Source organism: Burkholderia sp. GW821-FHT14F03 (assembly GCF_058803765.1).
This window is the reverse complement of sequence record NZ_JBXAPG010000003.1, coordinates 233,719-252,146: the sequence shown is the minus strand read 5'-3', so window position 1 is coordinate 252,146 and position 18,428 is coordinate 233,719. Positions and strand designations below refer to the sequence as shown.

Annotated in this window: 19 protein-coding genes; 15 read left to right on the top strand and 4 right to left on the bottom strand. The window is 67.5% G+C overall.

All coding sequences use genetic code 11. From position 1 onward, the window contains the following. Together AC1RQF_RS03760 and lpdA are read left to right on the top strand one after the other, a co-directional pair. Positions 1–1,030, top strand: a 1,030-nt coding sequence (locus tag AC1RQF_RS03760; RefSeq protein WP_492871344.1) for a dihydrolipoyllysine-residue acetyltransferase, incomplete at its 5' end; no start/stop codon positions are given. 91 nt (positions 1,031–1,121) lie between these two features. Then, positions 1,122–2,885, top strand: a complete 1,764-nt coding sequence (gene lpdA / locus AC1RQF_RS03755; protein WP_274003882.1) for a dihydrolipoyl dehydrogenase — start codon at positions 1,122–1,124, stop codon at positions 2,883–2,885. Positions 2,886–3,155: 270 nt separating this feature from the next. Here lpdA and AC1RQF_RS03750 read toward each other — a convergent pair whose 3' ends face one another. Beyond that, a complete protein-coding gene (locus AC1RQF_RS03750; protein WP_252986625.1) occupies positions 3,156–3,749 on the bottom strand; it encodes a phasin family protein in 594 nt (197 codons plus the stop codon). A gap of 649 nt (positions 3,750–4,398) precedes the next feature. On the opposite strand from AC1RQF_RS03750, the gene pbpG reads away from it, so the two are divergent. Then, positions 4,399–5,526 (top strand): D-alanyl-D-alanine endopeptidase, encoded by a 1,128-nt coding sequence (gene pbpG, locus AC1RQF_RS03745; RefSeq protein WP_274003878.1) that lies wholly within the window; start codon positions 4,399–4,401, stop codon positions 5,524–5,526. An 80-nt stretch (positions 5,527–5,606) separates the two neighbouring features. Here the strand turns inward: pbpG and AC1RQF_RS03740 are convergent, their stop codons facing one another. Then, the gene (locus AC1RQF_RS03740) at positions 5,607–6,416 is read right to left on the bottom strand and encodes an IclR family transcriptional regulator (protein WP_274003875.1); all 810 of its coding nucleotides are present in this window, start codon (positions 6,414–6,416) and stop codon (positions 5,607–5,609) included. 169 nt (positions 6,417–6,585) lie between these two features. Between AC1RQF_RS03740 and AC1RQF_RS03735 the strand changes: the two genes are divergently transcribed. The 12 genes from AC1RQF_RS03735 (at position 6,586) to iscX (ending at position 15,745) form a co-directional block, all read left to right on the top strand. Continuing rightward, on the top strand, positions 6,586–7,308 hold the full coding sequence (locus AC1RQF_RS03735) for a (Fe-S)-binding protein (RefSeq protein WP_274003873.1): 723 nt from the start codon (positions 6,586–6,588) through the stop codon (positions 7,306–7,308). Positions 7,309–7,349: 41 nt separating this feature from the next. Then, a complete protein-coding gene (locus AC1RQF_RS03730) occupies positions 7,350–8,771 on the top strand; it encodes a LutB/LldF family L-lactate oxidation iron-sulfur protein (RefSeq protein ID WP_492871342.1) in 1,422 nt (473 codons plus the stop codon). 149 nt (positions 8,772–8,920) lie between these two features. Next, positions 8,921–9,151, top strand: coding sequence for a hypothetical protein (locus AC1RQF_RS03725; RefSeq protein ID WP_274003870.1), 231 nt, complete (start codon positions 8,921–8,923; stop codon positions 9,149–9,151). 91 nt (positions 9,152–9,242) lie between these two features. Continuing rightward, a complete protein-coding gene (locus tag AC1RQF_RS03720; protein ID WP_274004330.1) occupies positions 9,243–9,731 on the top strand; it encodes a low molecular weight protein-tyrosine-phosphatase in 489 nt (162 codons plus the stop codon). A gap of 99 nt (positions 9,732–9,830) precedes the next feature. Continuing rightward, entirely contained in the window at positions 9,831–10,370 is a 540-nt protein-coding gene (gene iscR, locus AC1RQF_RS03715) for a Fe-S cluster assembly transcriptional regulator IscR (protein WP_274003868.1), read from the top strand. 67 nt (positions 10,371–10,437) lie between these two features. After that, the gene (locus tag AC1RQF_RS03710; RefSeq protein WP_274003866.1) at positions 10,438–11,661 is read left to right on the top strand and encodes an IscS subfamily cysteine desulfurase; all 1,224 of its coding nucleotides are present in this window, start codon (positions 10,438–10,440) and stop codon (positions 11,659–11,661) included. A 56-nt stretch (positions 11,662–11,717) separates the two neighbouring features. After that, positions 11,718–12,110 carry a Fe-S cluster assembly scaffold IscU gene (gene iscU / locus AC1RQF_RS03705; RefSeq protein WP_252986616.1) on the top strand — a complete coding sequence of 131 codons (393 nt, stop codon included), beginning with the start codon at positions 11,718–11,720 and terminating at the stop codon, positions 12,108–12,110. Positions 12,111–12,199: 89 nt separating this feature from the next. Continuing rightward, a complete protein-coding gene (gene iscA, locus AC1RQF_RS03700; protein ID WP_274003864.1) occupies positions 12,200–12,523 on the top strand; it encodes an iron-sulfur cluster assembly protein IscA in 324 nt (107 codons plus the stop codon). 97 nt (positions 12,524–12,620) lie between these two features. Then, the gene (hscB, locus tag AC1RQF_RS03695; RefSeq protein WP_274003863.1) at positions 12,621–13,148 is read left to right on the top strand and encodes a Fe-S protein assembly co-chaperone HscB; all 528 of its coding nucleotides are present in this window, start codon (positions 12,621–12,623) and stop codon (positions 13,146–13,148) included. 60 nt (positions 13,149–13,208) lie between these two features. Then, positions 13,209–15,077, top strand: a complete 1,869-nt coding sequence (gene hscA, locus AC1RQF_RS03690; protein ID WP_274003862.1) for a Fe-S protein assembly chaperone HscA — start codon at positions 13,209–13,211, stop codon at positions 15,075–15,077. An 89-nt stretch (positions 15,078–15,166) separates the two neighbouring features. Then, entirely contained in the window at positions 15,167–15,508 is a 342-nt protein-coding gene (gene fdx, locus AC1RQF_RS03685; RefSeq protein WP_274003860.1) for an ISC system 2Fe-2S type ferredoxin, read from the top strand. Between the two features lie 27 nt (positions 15,509–15,535). Then, entirely contained in the window at positions 15,536–15,745 is a 210-nt protein-coding gene (gene iscX / locus AC1RQF_RS03680; protein ID WP_274003859.1) for a Fe-S cluster assembly protein IscX, read from the top strand. A gap of 91 nt (positions 15,746–15,836) precedes the next feature. Here iscX and AC1RQF_RS03675 read toward each other — a convergent pair whose 3' ends face one another. Together AC1RQF_RS03675 and lysS are read right to left on the bottom strand one after the other, a co-directional pair. Further along, positions 15,837–16,580: a glycine zipper 2TM domain-containing protein gene (locus AC1RQF_RS03675; RefSeq protein WP_274003857.1), complete on the bottom strand. Its 744-nt coding sequence runs from the start codon at positions 16,578–16,580 to the stop codon at positions 15,837–15,839. A gap of 260 nt (positions 16,581–16,840) precedes the next feature. After that, entirely contained in the window at positions 16,841–18,367 is a 1,527-nt protein-coding gene (gene lysS, locus AC1RQF_RS03670; RefSeq protein ID WP_274003855.1) for a lysine--tRNA ligase, read from the bottom strand. Between the last annotated feature and the right edge of the window lie 61 nt (positions 18,368–18,428).

Sequence of the window (18,428 nt, the reverse complement as noted above, 5' to 3'; positions counted from 1 at the left end):
TCAGTTCCTTGACCGTGCCGCGCCGGCCGCAGCCGCCGCGCCCGCGCCCGCGCCGTCGGCTGCGCCGGCATCCGCACCGGCCGTCGCGCCGGCGGCGGGCGGCGAATACCGCGCGAGCCACGCGTCGCCGTCGGTGCGCAAGTTCGCGCGCGAGCTGGGCGTCGATGTCGCGCGCGTGCAGGGCACGGGGCCGAAGAGCCGCGTGACCAAGGACGACGTGACGGGCTTCGTGAAGGGCGTGATGACGGGCCAGCGCGCGGCGCCGGCGGGCGCGGCCGCGCCCGCCGGCGGCGGCGAGCTGAACCTGCTGCCGTGGCCGAAGGTCGACTTCACGAAGTTCGGCCCGGTCGATCCGAAGCCGCTGTCGCGCATCAAGAAGATCTCGGGCGCGAACCTGCATCGCAACTGGGTGATGATCCCCCACGTCACCAACAACGACGAGGCGGACATCACCGAGCTGGAAGCGTTGCGCGTGCAGCTGAACAAGGAAAACGAGAAGGCCGGCGTGAAGTTCACGATGCTGGCGTTCGTGATCAAGGCCGTGGTGTCGGCGCTGAAGAAGTTCCCGACCTTCAACGCGAGCCTCGACGGCGACAACCTCGTGTTCAAGCAGTACTACCACGTCGGCTTCGCGGCCGACACGCCGAACGGCCTCATGGTGCCGGTGATCCGCGACGCGGACAAGAAGGGTCTCGTCGACATCGCGAAGGAAATGACGGAGCTGTCGAAGGCGGCGCGCGAAGGCAAGCTGAAGCCGGACCAGATGCAGGGCGGCTGCTTCTCGATCTCGTCGCTGGGCGGGATCGGCGGCACGAACTTCACGCCGATCATCAACGCGCCGGAAGTGGCGATCCTCGGCCTGTCGCGCAGCGCGATGAAGCCGGTGTGGGACGGCAAGCAGTTCGTGCCGCGCCTCACGCTGCCGCTGTCGCTGTCGTATGACCACCGCGTGATCGACGGCGCGGAGGCGGCGCGCTTCAACGCATATCTGGCGGCGATCCTCGCCGATTTCCGCCGCGTGATCCTTTGATGAGCGCGGGGGCGCGCGCGGCGGTCATGCCGTCGCGGCGCGCCCGCCCGTGTGTCTGTCAGCGGTAGTCCATACAAGTAGGGGACAGTTCATGAGTCTCATCGAAGTCAAGGTGCCGGATATCGGCGATTTCAACGGCGTCGATGTCATCGAGGTCAACGTCCAGCCGGGCGATACGATCGAGAAGGAGCAGACGCTCGTCACGCTCGAATCCGACAAGGCGTCCATGGAAGTGCCGAGCGACGTCGCCGGCGTCGTGAAGGAAGTGAAGGTCAAGGCGGGCGACAAGGTGTCGCAAGGCACGGTGATCGCGCTCGTCGAGGCCGCGGCGTCCGCCGCCGCGCCGGCGCCCGCGAAGCCCGCGCCCGCCGCCGCACCGGCCCCCGCGCCCGCGCCCGCGCCGACCCAGGCGCCGCAGGCGGGCAGCTATGCCGGCCCGGTCGATGTCGAGTGCGAGATGCTCGTGCTGGGTTCGGGCCCGGGCGGATACTCGGCCGCGTTCCGCGCCGCCGATCTCGGCATGAAGACCGTGCTCGTCGAACGCTACGACGCGCTCGGCGGCGTGTGCCTGAACGTCGGGTGCATCCCGTCGAAGGCGCTGCTGCACACCGCGCTCGTCATCGACGAGGCGTCGGCGCTGGCGTCGCACGGCATCTCGTTCGGCAAGCCGGAAGTGGATCTCGACAAGCTGCGCGACTTCAAGAGCAGCGTCGTCAAGAAGCTGACGGTGGGCCTCACCGGCATGGCGAAGGCGCGCAAGGTCGAGGTGGTCACGGGCGTCGGTGCGTTCGTCGATGCGCATCACCTGGAAGTGCAGGGCGAGGGCGGCAAGAAGGTGGTGCGCTTCAAGCAGGCGATCATCGCGGCCGGCTCGCAGGCGGTGAAGCTGCCGTTCATGCCGGAGGATCCGCGCGTGATCGATTCGACGGGCGCGCTGGAGCTGCGCCAGCTGCCGAAGCGCATGCTCGTGATTGGCGGCGGCATCATCGGCCTCGAAATGGCGACGGTGTACTCGACGCTGGGCGCCGAGATCGACGTCGTCGAGATGATGGACGGCCTGATGATGGGCGCGGACCGCGATCTCGTGAAGGTCTGGGAGAAGTACAACGCGAAGCGCTTCAGCAACGTGATGCTGAAGACGCGCACGACCGGCGCGGAAGCGAAGGACGACGGCATCTACGTGAGCTTCGAGGGCGAGAAAGCCCCGGCGGACGCGCAGCGCTACGACCTGGTGCTGGTCGCCGTGGGCCGCAGCCCGAACGGCAAGAAGATCGGCGCCGACAAGGCGGGCGTGGCGGTGACGGAGCGCGGCTTCATCGAGGTCGACAAGCAGATGCGCACCAATGTGCCGCACATCTTCGCGATCGGCGACATCGTCGGCCAGCCGATGCTCGCGCACAAGGCGGTGCACGAGGGCCACGTGGCGGCCGAGGCCGCGCACGGCGAGAAGGCTTACTTCGACGCGCTGCAGATTCCGTCGGTGGCGTACACGGATCCGGAAGTCGCATGGGCCGGCAAGACCGAGGACCAGTGCAAGGCCGAAGGCATCAAGTACGGCAAGGCGGTGTTCCCGTGGGTGGCGTCGGGCCGGGCGATCGCGAACGATCGCGACGAGGGTTTCACGAAGCTGCTGTTCGACGAGGCGACGCATCGCGTGATCGGCGGCGGCATCGTCGGGCTGAACGCGGGCGACCTGATCAGCGAAGTCTGTCTGGCGGTCGAGATGGGCGCGGACGCGGAGGATATCGGCAAGACGATCCATCCACACCCGACGCTCGGCGAATCGATCGGCATGGCGGCCGAGCTGTACGAAGGGGTCTGTACGGACCTGCCGCCGCCGCGCAAGAAGGCATAACGCGCGGTTCGCGGAAGGGCGTCGCCGGAGGGCGCGGCCCATCGTGGTTCACCAAAACGCCCGGCGCATTGCGCCGGGCGTTTTGCATGGGGGCGGGAGTACGTGTGGGGCCGGGTGCAGTGAATCGGAGAGGCGGCGCGGCGGAGAGCCCTGGCCGTTCGGCTCCGTCGTGATTCGGCCCGCAGTGCCCCTCGCGGCGAGCGCCCATGAAAAAGCCCGCGCGAACGCAGGCTTTCCGATATCGCGTGCCGCCCGCAGGGCGGCGTCCGCTCAGGCCGACTTGGTCGTCGTCGGCGCGGCGGCGGTGGTGCTGCGGCGCGATGCGGCAGCGGCGCTGTTGGCGGCCTTGGTCGCAACGGCTGCGGCGGCGTTGAAGTTCGTTTCGGCGATTTCCACGGCCTGCTTCGCGGCCTTCTGGACCGTTTCGTAGGTCGTCGTCGCGGCGTTGAGCGCCGACTTCAGCGCGGCAACGGCGGTTTCGGAACCGGCCGGCGCGTTCTTCGCGACGTTGTCGACGAGCGCCTGCACCTTGCGGTTCTGCTCTTCGTACTGGGCTTCCGCGACCTTCGCGAACTCGGCTTGCGTGGCCGAAGCGATTTCATACAGATGGCGGCTGTACGACAGGACCTTCTCGGCGATCGGCTGGGTCAGGCTGGCCTGCAGCGCGAGCAGTTCCTGCGCGTCCTTCACGGACAGCGCGCGCTGCACGTTTTCCTGGCTTTCCGCGAGCGTCGACTTCACGACTTGCAGATTCAGTTCGACGAGCTTCTCAACGCCTTCAAAGGCCTTGGTCGTCAGGCCGAACAGGCTTTCGAAGTGGGCTTTCTGGGCGGCGGCGAATTGCTCGGGGGTCAGCAAAGACATGGTTCACGCTCCTGAAAATCGATCGATGATCGCTTGGGGAAAGGCACAAGTTTGGGGAACGACGCTCGTGCGGTGCTTTGTGCATCGCAACAATGAGAGTTATTTTAGGCCGCCAAAAACGAATGTCAAGGATATTTTGTGCGTCGCACAATATCGGTAAATTATCGACAAAACAATGAGTTATCCCGCAACATTGGGATCGGTTTCAAGCGCTGTGCCGCGCTGCGCGCCGAGGTGGGGCAGGCGGCGGGGCGCACCATGACGGCGCGCAGGTAAACCAGTTGAGGGGGTGGAACGTTTACCCCGAATGCTGGTCGAAACGCGCGCCGTTGGTCGGGCCGCCGGACGCACGATGCGCCGGCGCCCTTGCCGGCGGGCCGTTCGGGCCGCCTGGCAGCAGTAGGCAGTATGCGTGATTTCCCCGCTTCATCCTGTTCCCGGATTGCCGATAAACCGCTCAGTGAGTGCCGGCGGGCCGGCATCCTTGCATCTCATCGTATTTTTCGATGAAAACGGGAGGGCCGATTGTCTTGAGATGATCGTGTCTTACATTCCGGTTTAACGAAAGACGGTAAGTGCCTAATATTGCTTATTTTTTCCGGTTTAACTACACTTGCGGAAACCTCCCGCCCGCTTTGTTCAGACCCCAATGAAAGCCCAATTGTTTTCACCGTTCAAAATGATGCAGGGCATGGCCCTCGGCACCGCGGTCTCCGTGGCCGTGTCGGTGCTGATGGCCACTGCCGCGATCGCGCCTGCCGAGGCGCTCGCCGCGCCCGCGAAGGCATCCCAGCCCGCGAAGGGCAAGAAGAAGGCCACTGCGTCCGCCAAGAAGGGCGTGCGTCCTGCCGTCGCGAAGGAAGCGCCGCGCGCGAAGGCGACGCGCAAGCGCGTGACCTTCGTGTCGAACGGGGGGCACCGCGGGGTGCGCAAGGTGGCGTTCCAGCCGCGCCCGCCGTCGGTCGGCCAGGCGTTCGGCCTGCACGAGACGCCTGACGCGCTCGCGCTGCGTTCGAGCGTCGCCTACGTGATCGACCAGAATTCGTCCGAGCCGCTGTTCGACAAGAACTCGCGCGCCGTGGTGCCGATCGCGTCGATCTCGAAGCTGATGACCGCGATGGTCGTGCTCGATTCGAAAATGTCGCTGACCGACCAGATCGACGTGACGGACGAGGATCGCGACTACGAGAAGGGCACGGGGTCGCGCCTGTCGGTCGGGTCGACGCTGTCGCGCGAAGACATGCTGCACATCGCGCTGATGGCGTCGGAGAACCGTGCGGCCGCCGCGCTGTCGCGTTACTACACGGGCGGCCGGCCGGCGTTCATCGCGGCGATGAACGCGAAGGCGAAGTCGCTCGGCATGAACGACACGCATTTCGAGAACTCGACCGGGCTGTCGAGCCAGAACGTGTCGAGCGCGCGCGACCTGGTGAAGATGGTGAACGCGGCGTACCAGTACCCGCTGATCCGCAAGTTCTCGACCGACCGCAGCTACGACGTGTTCACGGGCAAGCGTTCACTCGCCTACAACAACACGAACGCGCTGGTGCGCAATCCGTCGTGGGACATCGGTCTGCAGAAGACGGGCTTCATCAACGAAGCGGGCGAGTGTCTGGTGATGCAGACCACGATCCACGGTCGTCCGATCGTGATGGTGCTGCTCGATTCGTTCGGCAAGTACTCGCGCTTCGCGGACGCGTCGCGCGTGCGCAGCTGGCTCGACAACGGCGGCGGCGAACGGCTGACCGCGGCCAACACGGCGACGGGTGGAACCTGATCCCGGCGCGCCGGTTGCGCGACGCCATGAAAAAAGCCCCGCTTGAGCGGGGCTTTTTTCATGGCGTCCGGAATGCGGCGTCACGCGTGCCTCAGCGCGCTCGCATCGGCATCCTTGGGTGCGTGCTGGTAGCCGAGCGACTCGGAGATCGTCAGCGCGGTGTGGCTCAGCTGGCCGAGCCAGGCATCCTGCAGCCGGTCGGCCGGCGCGGACAGCGACAGTCCGGCGACCAGCTTGCCCGAGTCGTCGTAGATGCCGGCCGCGATGCAACGCACGCCCAGTTCCAGTTCCTCGTTGTCGCGCGCGCAGGCCTGCTGGCGCACCAGGGTCAGTTCGCGTTCGAGTTTCGTGAGATCGGTGATGCTGTTCTGCGTGTGGCCGGCGAGCCCGGTGCGGGTCGCGTAGGCGCGCACCCGCGACGTCTCGTCGGCGGCCAGGAACAGCTTGCCGACCGACGTCAGGTGCAGCGGCGCGCGGCCGCCGATCGCGCGCACCACCTGCATGCCCGAGCGTTCCGAATACGCGCGTTCGATATAGACGATCTCGTCGCCCTGGCGCACCGACAGATTGACCGTCTGGCCCGTGAGGCGGTGCAGCTCGCGCATCGGCGTCAGCGCGGCATCGCGCACCGACAGGCGCGCCTTCACGAGGTTGCCGAGTTCGAGCAGGCGCATGCCGAGCCGGTAGGTGCCCGGATCGGAGCGGTCGACGAGACGGCAGGTGACCATGTCGTTCAGGATCCGGTGCGCGGTCGACGGATGCAGCTCGGTGCTCTGGGCAAGCTCCTTCAGGCTGACCGGATCGGTGTGGCCGGCGAGCGCGTCGAGAAGCCGCATCATGCGCTCGATCACTTGGATCGACGTTTTGGAATCCGGATTCGGGTTGCTCATCGTGGCGGGTCGGTGATGCATCGGATGCTGGGACGAACGATTGTATCTCGTATAGTGAAAAAAGCGAACGGCGTTCGAGGAAGTCCTCGCGTGCGGCGGCTGTTCGCGATGCGTTGGTTTCGCGCGGCAAAGCGCGGATAATGAGCGTCGTTTTCTCGAAGGAGTGGCTATGCGAGTCGGTTTGTTCGTGACGTGCCTGATCGACCTGATGCGGCCCGAGATCGGGTTCTCTGCGTTGAAGCTGATCCAGCAGGCGGGCTTCGAGGTGGTCGTCCCGGCCGCGCAGACCTGCTGCGGCCAGCCGGGCTACAACAGCGGCGAGCGTGCGCTCGCGCGCGACCTCGCGGAGAAGACGCTGCGCGAGTTCGAGCCGTTCGATTACGTGGTGGTGCCGTCGGGTTCGTGCGGCGGGATGCTGCGCGTGCATTACGGCGACCTGTTCCGCGACGATCCCGAGCTGATGGCGCGCTACGGCCGCCTGCGCTCGCGGGTGTACGAGCTCACCGATTTCCTCGTGAACGTCGCGAAGGTGACGCTGGAGCCGGGCGAGTTCGCGGGGCCCGTGACCTACCATGATTCCTGCTCGGGATTGCGCGAGCTGGGTGTGAAGGCGCAGCCGCGCGCGTTGCTCGCGCAGCGCGGCGTCGAGGTCCGGGAGATGAAGGATTGCGAGCACTGCTGCGGCTTCGGCGGCACCTTTGCGCTGAAGTACGGCGACATCTCGACCGCGATCGTCGACGAGAAGTGCGCGAACGTCCGCGCGAGCGGCGCGCCGACCGTGGTGCTCGGCGATCTCGGCTGCATGCTCAATATCGAGGGGCGGCTGCGCCGCACGGGCGACCACGCCACGCGCGTGCTGCACATCGCGCAGGTGCTGGCGGGCGACGCCTGAGCGCCGCGCCCCTTCCGTTTCCGAATCCACAGCGAGCCGCCATGCAAGTCCAATCGATGCATTTCAAGGCGCGCGCGGGCCAGAAGCTCGCGGACCAGCGCCTGCAGCAGAACCTCAAGAAACTGTCGAGCAAGTTCGTGTCGGCGCGCGCCGAATCGCTCACGCAGATCGATTTCGCGGCGACGCGGGCCGCGCTGAAGGCGCGCCGCGACCGCGCGCTCGACGATCTCGACCAGTGGCTCGAGGCGTTCGAGCGCGAGGCCGCGGGGCGCGGCGCCACCGTGCTGTACGCCGAGAGCATGGACGACGCGGCGCAGCTCGTCGCCGACATCGCGCGGCGCCACGACGTGAAGAAGGTCATCAAGACGAAGTCGATGGTGACCGAGGAGATGCGCCTGAACGCGGTGATGGCGGGCATCGGCGTGCAGTCGATCGAGACCGACCTCGGCGAGTACATCCTGCAGATCAACGACAACGAGGCGCCGAGCCACATCATCGCGCCCGCCGTGCACAAGGACCAGGACGAGATCGCGGACCTGTTCGCGAAGACGCACGGTCGGCCGCGCCTGACGGACATCCCCGCGATGACGCACGAGGCGCGCGAGATGCTGCGGCCGCAATTCCTGTCGGCGGACATGGGGGTGACGGGCGGCAACTTCCTGATCGCCGAGACCGGCTCGGTCGTGCTCGTGACCAACGAGGGCAACGAAGGGATGTGCACGGTGATGCCGCGCGTGCACGTCGCGGTGACGGGCATCGAGAAGGTGTTGCCGACGCTCGAGGATCTCGCGATCGCGATGCGGCTCCTGCCGCGCTCGGCGACCGGGCAGAAGACCTCCAACTATCTCTCGCTGCTCACCGGCCCGCGCGGCGAGGGCGATGTGGACGGTCCCGAGCACATGTACGTGGTGCTGGTCGACGGCGGCCGCAGCGGGCTCCTCGGTGGCGAGTTCCAGGAGATGCTGCGCTGCATCCGCTGCGGCGCATGCATGAACCATTGCCCGGTGTACCAGAAGGTCGGCGGGCATGCGTACGGCTGGGTCTATCCGGGGCCGATGGGCTCGGTGCTCACGCCGAGCTACGTCGGGCTCGAATCGACGCTCGACCTGCCGCAGGCCGCCACCTTGTGCGGCGAGTGCGACAGCGTGTGTCCGGTCGGCATTCCGCTGTCCTCGCTGCTGCGCAAGCTGCGCGAGAAGCAGGTGGAGCGCGGGCTGCGCCCCTGGCGCGAACGCACGGCGCTCGCGGCCTGGGGCTTCCTCGCGCGCCGGCCGACGCTCTATGCGCTCACGACCAAGCTCGCGGTGCGCATCCTCGAGCGGGCGGGCGGCGGCGCGTCCGAGCGGCGCGGGATCCGGCGGCTGCCGTTCGGGGCCGGCTGGAGCGCCACGCGCGACCTGCCGACGCCCACCGGCCGGACGTTCCGCGAGCTGTACGCGGCGTCGCGCAGTCATCTCGGCTGACCCCGGGGCGCGTGGGGATCGACACTGTTCATCCCCACGCAACACTGCGTTCGCTATTCGGATATTTATCTCGATAGACGTGATCTATAGAATCTCGACATGCAAGCATCGGACACAGGTCCGGCGCTGCAGTCTGGAGAGGTCACATCATGAGAAAGACAATAGCGATGTACTGGCCGTTGGCGATCGTCGTGCCGTTGGCGGCCGCGGCTTACCTGCACGCGGCGGGCAATGCGCATCCGCGCGAACCGCTCGCGATCCATCAGGCTTCGGCCGAACTCGCGCGCGCCGTGTCGTTCGGGTTGGTCGGCGACGCGGATGCGCCGGCGCGTCCGGCGATGGCGAGCGACGCGCCGATCGCCGCCGCGAAGACGCTGTGAGCGGACGGGCGTCCTCGGCGGGCCGGCGCGCGTCTTTGTATAATGGCGTGTTGTCCACTCGGGCGGTTCGCCGCCGCAGCCCGGTTGCGTGATGAAATCCGTTGCGATCTGCTTCGTGTGTCTCGGCAATATCTGCCGTTCGCCCAGCGCCGAAGGCGTGATGCGCGAGCTGGTCAGGGCGGCCGGGCTCGCCGGGTCGATCACGATCGATTCGGCCGGCACCGGCGACTGGCATCTCGGCGAGCCGCCCGATACGCGTGCGCAGCAGGCCGCGCGCTCGCGCGGCTATGACCTGTCGGCGCTGCGCGCCCGGCAGATCGAGCCGGGCGATTTCGAGCGCTTCGATCTCGTGCTCGCGATGGACGCGGCCAACCTCGCGGAACTGCGCAAGCGCTGCCCGGCGCGCCATCACGACAAGGTCAGGTTGCTGGCCGAGTTCGGCAGCGATGCCGCGGTGCGCGAGATCGCGGACCCGTATTTCGGCGGCGCGCAAGGATTCGAGCAGGTCCTCGACCAATGCGAGGACGCCTGCCGCGGCCTCCTCATGCACCTGACCGACGCACCGCGCACCGGTAACTAAGCGCTTCGCGAATCCCCTTTTCGAGACAGGGATACTTGACTAAAAGCGTCAGTTATTTATACTTGACCAAAATCGTCAAGATTGCTGCCCCCAAACATCATGAGACTCACCACGAAAGGTCGTTTCGCTGTCACGGCGATGATTGACTTGGCACTGCGCCACGAGCAGGGCCCGGTGACGCTAGCCGGCATCAGCCAGCGCCAGCGGATCTCGCTGTCGTACCTCGAGCAGCTGTTCGGCAAGCTGCGCCGCCATGAAATCGTCGAGTCGGTCCGTGGGCCGGGCGGCGGTTACAACCTTGCGCGCCGCGCGCAGGACGTGACGGTCGCGGACATCATCATCGCGGTCGACGAGCCGCTCGATGCGACGCAATGCGGCGGCAAGGGCGCGTGCGAAGGCACGAAGCAGCCCGACGGCCACTGCATGACGCACGAGCTGTGGTCGACGCTCAACCAGAAGATGGTCGAATACCTCGATTCGGTGTCGCTGCAGGATCTCGTCGATCAGCAGCGCGCGCGCGAAGGCGCGCCGGCGGTGCTGCGCGACCGCCGCGCCCCGGAGCAGGCCGTATCGGCCGTCGAGCCGGTCCGGCCGATGCCGCTCGGGCCGAACTCGGTCTTCAACATCGCGAGCTCATGATGCGCTGCCGAGTGGCGGCCAGCACAACAAATCGTCCCTGCACTGAACAGAATACCCGGAGCGACAGATGAACAACGAGATTCCCCACCTGCCCATCTACATGGACTACAGCGCAACGACGCCCGTCGATCCGCGCGTGGTCGACAAGATGGTGCCGTACCTGCGCGAGCAGTTCGGCAACCCGGCGTCGCGCAGCCATGCCTATGGCTGGGATGCCGAGCGCGGGGTCGAAGAGGCGCGCGAACAGGTGGCGGCGCTCGTGAACGCCGATCCGCGTGAAATCATCTGGACGTCCGGCGCGACCGAATCCGACAACCTCGCGATCAAGGGCGCGGCGCATTTCTACCAGGGCAAGGGCAAGCACCTCATCACGGTGAAGACCGAGCACAAGGCCGTGCTCGACACCTGCCGCGAGCTGGAGCGCGAAGGCTTCGAAGTGACCTACCTCGACGTCAAGGACGACGGCCTCGTCGACCTCGACGCACTGAAGGCCGCGCTGCGCCCGGACACGATCCTCGTGTCGGTGATGCACGTGAACAACGAGATCGGCGTGATCCAGGATATCGCGACGATCGGCGAACTGTGCCGTGAGAAGGGCATCATTTTCCACGTCGACGCCGCGCAGTCGACGGGCAAGGTCGAGATCGACCTCGCCAAGCTGAAGGTCGACCTGATGTCGTTCTCGGCGCACAAGACCTACGGTCCGAAGGGCATCGGCGCGCTGTACGTGCGCCGCAAGCCGCGCGTGCGGATCGAGGCGCAGATGCACGGCGGCGGCCACGAGCGCGGCATGCGCTCGGGCACGCTGGCGACCCACCAGATCGTCGGCATGGGCGAGGCGTTCCGGATCGCGCGCGAGGAAATGGCGACCGAGAACGAACGCGTCCGCATGCTGCGCGACAAGCTGCTGCGCGGCCTGTCCGAGATCGACGAAACCTATGTGAACGGCGACATGGAGCAGCGCGTCCCGCACAACCTGAACATCAGCTTCAACTTCGTCGAAGGCGAGTCGCTGATCATGGCGATCAAGGATGTCGCGGTGTCGTCGGGCTCCGCCTGCACGTCCGCGTCGCTCGAGCCGTCCTACGTGCTGCGCGCGCTGGGCCGCAACGACGAACTGGCGCACAGCTCGATCCGCTTCACGGTCGGCCGCTTCACGACGGAGCAGGACGTCGACTACGTGATCAATCTGCTGAAGAGCAAGATCGCGAAGCTGCGCGACCTGTCGCCGCTCTGGGAAATGCACCAGGAAGGCATCGATCTGTCGACCATCGAATGGGCGGCCCACTGAATCATGTCGCGGCGCCCGCGCGCCGCGATGACGAAACGAAGCAAGGAGTCTGAGTCATGTCATACAGCAACAAGGTTCTGGATCACTACGAAAACCCGCGCAACGTCGGCTCGTTCGAGAAGGACGACGACGCGGTCGGCACCGGCATGGTCGGCGCGCCCGCCTGCGGCGACGTGATGAAGCTGCAGATCCGCGTCGGCGCGGACGGCGTCATCGAAGACGCGAAGTTCAAGACCTACGGCTGCGGTTCGGCGATCGCCTCCAGCTCGCTCGTCACCGAGTGGGTGAAGGGCAAGACGCTCGACCAGGCGCTCGCGATCAAGAACACGCAGATCGCCGAGGAACTCGCGCTGCCGCCGGTGAAGATCCACTGCTCGATCCTCGCGGAAGACGCGATCAAGGCGGCCGTGGCCGACTACAAGAAGCGCCACGACGGCGCTGCGGCCTGAGCGGCCCCGGAACGGATCACGCAGCGGCTTCAGGAATGCAATACGCGATCCGCTCGCCACGCTTGGCGAGCTCCGCGCGCAAGGACATCATGGCAATCACACTGACCGAAAAAGCAGCGCAGCATGTGCGGAAGTACCTGACGCGGCGCGGCAAGGGGCTGGGCCTGCGGCTCGGCGTGCGCACCACCGGCTGCTCGGGCCTGGCCTACAAGCTCGAGTATGTCGATGAGGTCGCCGGCGAGGACCAGATGTTCGAGAGCCACGGCGTGAAGGTGTACGTCGACCCGAAGAGTCTCGCGTATATCGACGGCACCGAGCTCGACTTCGCGCGCGAAGGGTTGAACGAAGGCTTCAGGTTCAACAACCCGAACGTGAAGGACGAGTGCGGCTGCGGCGAATCGTTCCGCGTGTGACGAGACTTCGCGCGACGCGCTCGAGAGGCGGCATGAGCCGCCTTTTTAACGTGCGGCGCCTGGCGCCGCCGGCCCTTTACCTGATGGACGCGATGCGATGGTCTCGCTGAAGGACAGCCACTTCGATCTCTTTGACCTGCCGGCGCGATTCGCGCTCGATCCGCAGGCGCTCGACGCCGCGTACCGCGCGGTGCAGACCCAGGTCCATCCCGACCGCTTCGCCGCCGCGGGCGACGCGCAAAAGCGCATTGCGATGCAGTGGGCGACGCGCGCGAACGAGGCCTACCAGACCCTGCGCGATCCGCTCAAGCGTGCGAGCTATCTGCTCGGGCTGCGCGGCATCGATATCGGCGCGGAGAACAATACCGCGATGGAGCCGGCGTTCCTGATGCAGCAGATGGCGTGGCGCGAGGGGATCGAGGACGCCGCCGCGGCGCGCAACGTCGATGCGCTCGACGCGCTGCTCGCGACGCTGCGCGACGAGAAGCGCCAGCGGCTCGACAAGCTCGGCGCGCTGCTCGACAGCGGCGCGGACCAGGGCGCCGCCGAGGCGGTGCGTCAGCTGATGTTCATCGAGCGCGTCGCGGCGGAAATCGACGCGCAGATCGAGCGTCTCGAACATTAACGGCGTGCCCTCGCGGCACGCGTTGCAAGCGGGGCGAAGCGCCCCTCACCGAAGAAACAAATGGCCTTACTGCAAATCTCCGAACCCGGCATGGCGCCCGCGCCGCATCAACGGCGGCTCGCCGTCGGCATCGATCTCGGCACGACGAACTCGCTCGTTGCCGCGGTCCGCAACAGCGTGCCCGAAGTGTTGCCCGACGATGACGGCCGCGTGCTGCTGCCGTCGGTGGTCCGCTACCTCGAGAAGGGCGGGCGCCGGATCGGCCACACCGCGAAGGCCGAGGCGGCGAGCGATCCGCGCAACACGATCGTGTCGGTCAAGCGTTTCATGGGGCGCGGCCGGCACGAGGTCGAAGGCGCGGCGAACGCGCCCTACGATTTCGTCGATGCGCCCGGCATGGTGCAGATCCGCACGGTCGACGGCGTGAAGAGCCCGGTCGAGGTGTCGGCCGAGATTCTCGCGACCCTGCGGCAGCGCGCCGAGGATTCGCTTGGCGACGAGCTGGTCGGCGCGGTGATCACGGTGCCGGCCTACTTCGATGAAGCGCAGCGTCAGGCGACCAAGGACGCCGCGCGGCTTGCCGGGCTCAACGTCCTGCGCCTCCTGAACGAGCCGACCGCGGCCGCGATCGCGTACGGCCTCGACAATGGTTCGGAAGGCCTGTACGCGGTCTATGACCTCGGCGGCGGCACCTTCGACCTGTCGATCCTGAAGCTGACCAAGGGCGTGTTCGAGGTGCTGGCGGCGGGTGGCGATTCCGCGCTCGGCGGCGACGACTTCGATCACGTGCTGTTCGACCATGTGCTCGCGCAGGCGGGCCTCGCGGCGCGTTCGCTCGCGCCCGGCGACGTGCGCCTGCTGCTCGACCGGGTGCGCGTGCTCAAGGAAGCGCTGTCGGACGCGGCCGAGGCGACGCTCGACGTGACGCTGTCGAACGGCGCGCGCCTCGTGCAGACGCTCGGCGCCGACGCCTTCGCGGCGCTGGTCGAGCCGCTCGTGCAGCGCACGCTGGCGCCGACCCGCAAGGCGCTGCGCGACGCGCAGGTGAGCGCGGCCGACATCAAGGGCGTGGTGCTGGTCGGCGGCGCGACGCGCATGCCGGTGATTCGCGCGGCGGTGGCCGCGCATTTCGGCCAGCCGCCGCTCGTCAATCTCGATCCCGATCAGGTCGTCGCGCTCGGCGCGGCGATCCAGGCCGATCTGCTGGCGGGCAACCGCGGCAATGGCGACGACTGGCTGCTGCTCGACGTGATCCCGCTGTCGCTGGGCGTCGAGACGATGGGCGGGCTGGTCGAGAAGATCATTCCGCGCAATTCGACGATTCCGGTCGCGCGCGCGCAGGAATTCACGACCTTCAAGGACGGCCAGACCGCGATGGCGATCCACGTGGTGCAGGGCGAACGCGAACTGGTGGCGGACTGCCGCTCGCTCGCGCGCTTCGAACTGCGCGGCATCCCGCCGATGACGGCGGGCGCGGCGCGGATCCGCGTGACCTATCAGGTCGACGCGGACGGGCTGCTGTCGGTGTTCGCGCGCGAGCAGCACTCGGGCGTCGAGGCATCGGTCGTCGTCAAGCCGTCCTACGGCCTCGCCGACGACGATATCGCGAAGATGCTCGAGGACAGCTTCCAGTCCGCCGAGATCGACATGCGCGCGCGCGCGCTGCGCGAGGCGCAGGTCGATGCCGAGCGTCTGCTGGAAGCGACCGAGGCGGCGCTGGCCGCCGACGGCGAACTGCTCGATGCGGCGGAACGCGTGACGGTCGACGCGCTGGCCGCCGCGCTGCGCGCGCTCGCGCCCGGCGACGACGCGGCGGCGATCGAGGCCGCGACCCAGGCGCTGGCCGACGGCACCGACGAATTCGCGGCGCGCCGGATGAACAAGGGCATCAAGCGCGCGCTCGCGGGCCGCAAGCTCGACGAGATCTGACACCATGCGCTCCGCGCGGCCGCCGGCCGGCGGAGCACCTTAGACGGCGCGGCGAGCGGGCCGCGCACCTGCTGAACAACGGAACGAACATGCCTCAAATCGTAGTGTTGCCCCACGTCGAACTGTGTCCGGATGGCGCGGTCATCGACGCGACGCCCGGCAAGAGCATCTGCGACAACCTGCTCGACAACGGCATCGAGATCGAGCACGCCTGCGAGAAGTCGTGCGCGTGCACGACCTGCCACGTGATCGTGCGCGAAGGCTTCAACGACCTGGACCCGTCGGACGAGGACGAGGACGATCTGCTCGACCGCGCCTGGGGCCTCGAGCCGACGTCGCGGCTGTCGTGCCAGGCGATCATCAAGGAAGATTCGGAGCTGGTCGTCGAGATCCCGAAGTACTCGATCAACCACGCGAAAGAGAATCACTGACGCATGCGTTCGAAGGAGGGCGGTACGATGAAATGGACGGATTCGCGCGAGATCGCGATTGCGCTCGCGGACAAGTACCCGGACGTCGACCCCAAGACGATCCGCTTCACCGAGCTGCGCCAGTGGGTGCTCGCGCTCGACGGCTTCAATGACGACCCGAATCATTCGGGCGAGAAGATCCTGGAAGCGATCCAGCTGCACTGGATCGACGAGTCGGACTTCGACGACGAGGACTGAGCCTGCCGCGCGACGCGCGGCGGGCCCAAGCGAAAAGGCGCGCGACCCGAAGGGGTCGCGCGCCTTTTTTCATGCCGCGACGGGCGGGTGCTTACGCGCCGACCAGCGTGCCGTTCTCGATGCGCACGCGCTGACCTTCGCCGAACGGCGGGGCGCCGCGATACGTGAAGGTGCGGGTCGCGCCGCTTTCCATCTGTACGCGCACCTGGTAGTCCGTTTCGCTGCGCACTTGCTTCTCGACCGAATTGCCGGCGAGGCCGCCGCCCAGTGCGCCGAGGATCGTCATCGCGGTGCGGCCGTTGCCGTGCCCGAACTGGTTGCCGAGCAGGCCGCCCGCCGCCGCGCCGCCGATCGCGCCGATCCCGCTGCTCTGGCCCGCCGTGCGCATCGGCACGACGGCGACGACCGTGCCGCAGGTCTGGCAATACGACGGTTGCGGCTGGGCCGGCTGTTGCGCGTATTCCGGCGGCTGCGGGGCCGGGCGGTGCTGGACCACGCGCTTGGGCGCGGGCCTCGGCGCCGGCTGGGGCGCGACCTGCGCCTGCTGCTGTTGCTGTTGCAGGGCCGCCTGCTGCGCGGCCTGCTGTTGCGCGGCCTGCTGCTGGGCCTGGGCGGCGAGCGCGGCGCTGGCGGCGGCCGAGGTGTCGACCGCGGGCTGCGACGCGATCAGCGCGGCCTGCGTTTGCGGGTTCTGCGCGTCGGCGCCGCCCGCCTTCGGGAACAGGCCCGTGACGGCCGCCGTGGCGGCGAGGCTGGCGATGATGACGGCGCCCGCCGCGGTCGCGATGAGCGGATGGAGGCGCTGGCGTTGCTGTGTGGTGTTCTGGTTGTCCATTTTTCGACTCTCCTGGCGCACGCACGCGTGCGTTGTTTTGTGCCGGTAGTGTCGATCAAAGCCCCGTGGGCGGGCGTTTCAAGTTGTAACGATTCGCCGTGCGGCGGCGTGGCGGGGCGGTGGCGCGCATATGGCGCGAAGCCGATGGCACAAGGCGGACAAGCGGGGAGGGAGGCGCGCGCCAGGCGGCGCGCGCGAGGGCATTTACCGCCGGTTACAAAGCTTTCGGGCCGCCGCGCGGCGCGGCGGCCCGGCCGGATTCAGTCCTCGCGGCGCAGGTGCGGGAACAGCAGCACGTCGCGGATCGTCGGGCTGTCGGTCAGCAGCATCACGAGACGGTCGATGCCGATGCCGCAGCCGCCTGTCGGAGGCATGCCGTACTCGAGCGCGCGGATGTAGTCGGCGTCGAAGAACATCGCTTCCTCGTCGCCGGCATCCTTCTGCTCGACCTGCTTCTTGAAGCGCGCGGCCTGGTCTTCCGGATCGTTGAGCTCGGAGAACCCGTTGGCGATCTCGCGGCCCGTCATGAACAGCTCGAAGCGCTCGGTGATGCCGGGCGCCGTGTCCGAGGCGCGCGCGAGCGGCGACACTTCGACGGGATAGTCGATGATGTAGGTGGGTTCCCACAGCTGCGACTCGGCGGTTTCCTCGAACAGCGCGAGTTGCAGCGCGCCGAGCCCGGCGTTCAGGAACGCGGGTTGCGCGACGTCGACGCCGAGCCGCTTCAGCTCGGTGCGCACGAAGGCCGGGTCGGTCAGTTGCGCGTCGGTGTAGCCGGGCGCGTACTTCTGGATCGCCTGGCTGATCGTGAGCCGGTGGAACGGCTTGGCCAGGTCCAGCTCGCGGCCCTGGTACTGGATCGTCGCGGTGCCGAGCGCATCGATCGCCGCTTGGCGGATCAGGCGCTCGGTGAAGTCCATCAGCCAGCGATAATCGGTGTACGCGGCGTAGAACTCCATCATCGTGAATTCCGGATTGTGGCGCGGCGACACGCCCTCGTTACGGAAATTCCGGTTGATCTCGAACACGCGCTCGAAGCCGCCGACGACCAGCCGCTTCAGGTACAGCTCGGGCGCGATGCGCAGGAACATCTGCATGTCGAGCGCGTTGTGGTGCGTGACGAACGGCTTCGCGCTCGCGCCGCCCGGGATCGGGTGCAGCATCGGCGTCTCGACTTCCATGAAGTCGGCGCTGCTCATGAACTGGCGGATCGAGGCGATCGCCTTGGTGCGCGCGCGGAACGTGTTGCGCGTCTCGGGCGTGACGATCAGGTCGACGTAGCGCTGGCGGTAGCGGGTTTCCTGGTCGGCGAGGCCGTGGAACTTGTCCGGCAGCGGGCGCAGCGCCTTCGCCAGCAGGCGCAGCTCGGTGCACTTGACCGACAGCTCGCCCTTGTTGGTGCGGAACAGCACGCCGCGCGCGGCGACGATGTCGCCGAGGTCCCACTTCTTGAACGCCTCGTAGGTCTCCGCGCCGACGTCGGCGGCGGTCACGAAGAACTGGATCTGGCCCGAGCCGTCCTGGACCGTCGCGAAGCTGGCCTTGCCCATCACGCGCTTGAGCATCATGCGGCCTGCGAGCGCCACGCCGAGCGCCTGCGCCTCGAGCGCGTCCTTGTCGGTATCGGCGTAGGTCGTCTGCAGGTCGGCGGCGTGGTGGGTGGGCTGGAAGTCGTTCGGATAGGCGACGCCCTGTTCGCGCAGCGCGCGCAGCTTGTCGCGGCGCTCGGCGATGATCTGGTTCTCGTCCGCCGCCGGGGCGGCCTGCGGTTGGGTGGGTTCGGTCATGATGGTCGGAATTCGGAGTGGGGGCGTGTACGGGGCGAGGCGGGCGCGGCGGCCGCGGGCC

What these genes read in the sequence shown, in the direction of transcription:
- lpdA (WP_274003882.1), top strand. Translation starts at nt 1,122, where the DNA reads ATGAGTCTCATCGAAGTCAAGGTGCCGGATATCGGCGATTTCAACGGC.
- AC1RQF_RS03750 (WP_252986625.1), bottom strand. Translation starts at nt 3,749, where the DNA reads ATGTCTTTGCTGACCCCCGAGCAATTCGCCGCCGCCCAGAAAGCCCAC.
- pbpG (WP_274003878.1), top strand. Translation starts at nt 4,399, where the DNA reads ATGAAAGCCCAATTGTTTTCACCGTTCAAAATGATGCAGGGCATGGCC.
- AC1RQF_RS03740 (WP_274003875.1), bottom strand. Translation starts at nt 6,416, where the DNA reads ATGAGCAACCCGAATCCGGATTCCAAAACGTCGATCCAAGTGATCGAG.
- AC1RQF_RS03735 (WP_274003873.1), top strand. Translation starts at nt 6,586, where the DNA reads ATGCGAGTCGGTTTGTTCGTGACGTGCCTGATCGACCTGATGCGGCCC.
- AC1RQF_RS03730 (WP_492871342.1), top strand. Translation starts at nt 7,350, where the DNA reads ATGCAAGTCCAATCGATGCATTTCAAGGCGCGCGCGGGCCAGAAGCTC.
- AC1RQF_RS03725 (WP_274003870.1), top strand. Translation starts at nt 8,921, where the DNA reads ATGAGAAAGACAATAGCGATGTACTGGCCGTTGGCGATCGTCGTGCCG.
- AC1RQF_RS03720 (WP_274004330.1), top strand. Translation starts at nt 9,243, where the DNA reads ATGAAATCCGTTGCGATCTGCTTCGTGTGTCTCGGCAATATCTGCCGT.
- iscR (WP_274003868.1), top strand. Translation starts at nt 9,831, where the DNA reads ATGAGACTCACCACGAAAGGTCGTTTCGCTGTCACGGCGATGATTGAC.
- AC1RQF_RS03710 (WP_274003866.1), top strand. Translation starts at nt 10,438, where the DNA reads ATGAACAACGAGATTCCCCACCTGCCCATCTACATGGACTACAGCGCA.
- iscU (WP_252986616.1), top strand. Translation starts at nt 11,718, where the DNA reads ATGTCATACAGCAACAAGGTTCTGGATCACTACGAAAACCCGCGCAAC.
- iscA (WP_274003864.1), top strand. Translation starts at nt 12,200, where the DNA reads ATGGCAATCACACTGACCGAAAAAGCAGCGCAGCATGTGCGGAAGTAC.
- hscB (WP_274003863.1), top strand. Translation starts at nt 12,621, where the DNA reads ATGGTCTCGCTGAAGGACAGCCACTTCGATCTCTTTGACCTGCCGGCG.
- hscA (WP_274003862.1), top strand. Translation starts at nt 13,209, where the DNA reads ATGGCCTTACTGCAAATCTCCGAACCCGGCATGGCGCCCGCGCCGCAT.
- fdx (WP_274003860.1), top strand. Translation starts at nt 15,167, where the DNA reads ATGCCTCAAATCGTAGTGTTGCCCCACGTCGAACTGTGTCCGGATGGC.
- iscX (WP_274003859.1), top strand. Translation starts at nt 15,536, where the DNA reads ATGAAATGGACGGATTCGCGCGAGATCGCGATTGCGCTCGCGGACAAG.
- AC1RQF_RS03675 (WP_274003857.1), bottom strand. Translation starts at nt 16,580, where the DNA reads ATGGACAACCAGAACACCACACAGCAACGCCAGCGCCTCCATCCGCTC.
- lysS (WP_274003855.1), bottom strand. Translation starts at nt 18,367, where the DNA reads ATGACCGAACCCACCCAACCGCAGGCCGCCCCGGCGGCGGACGAGAAC.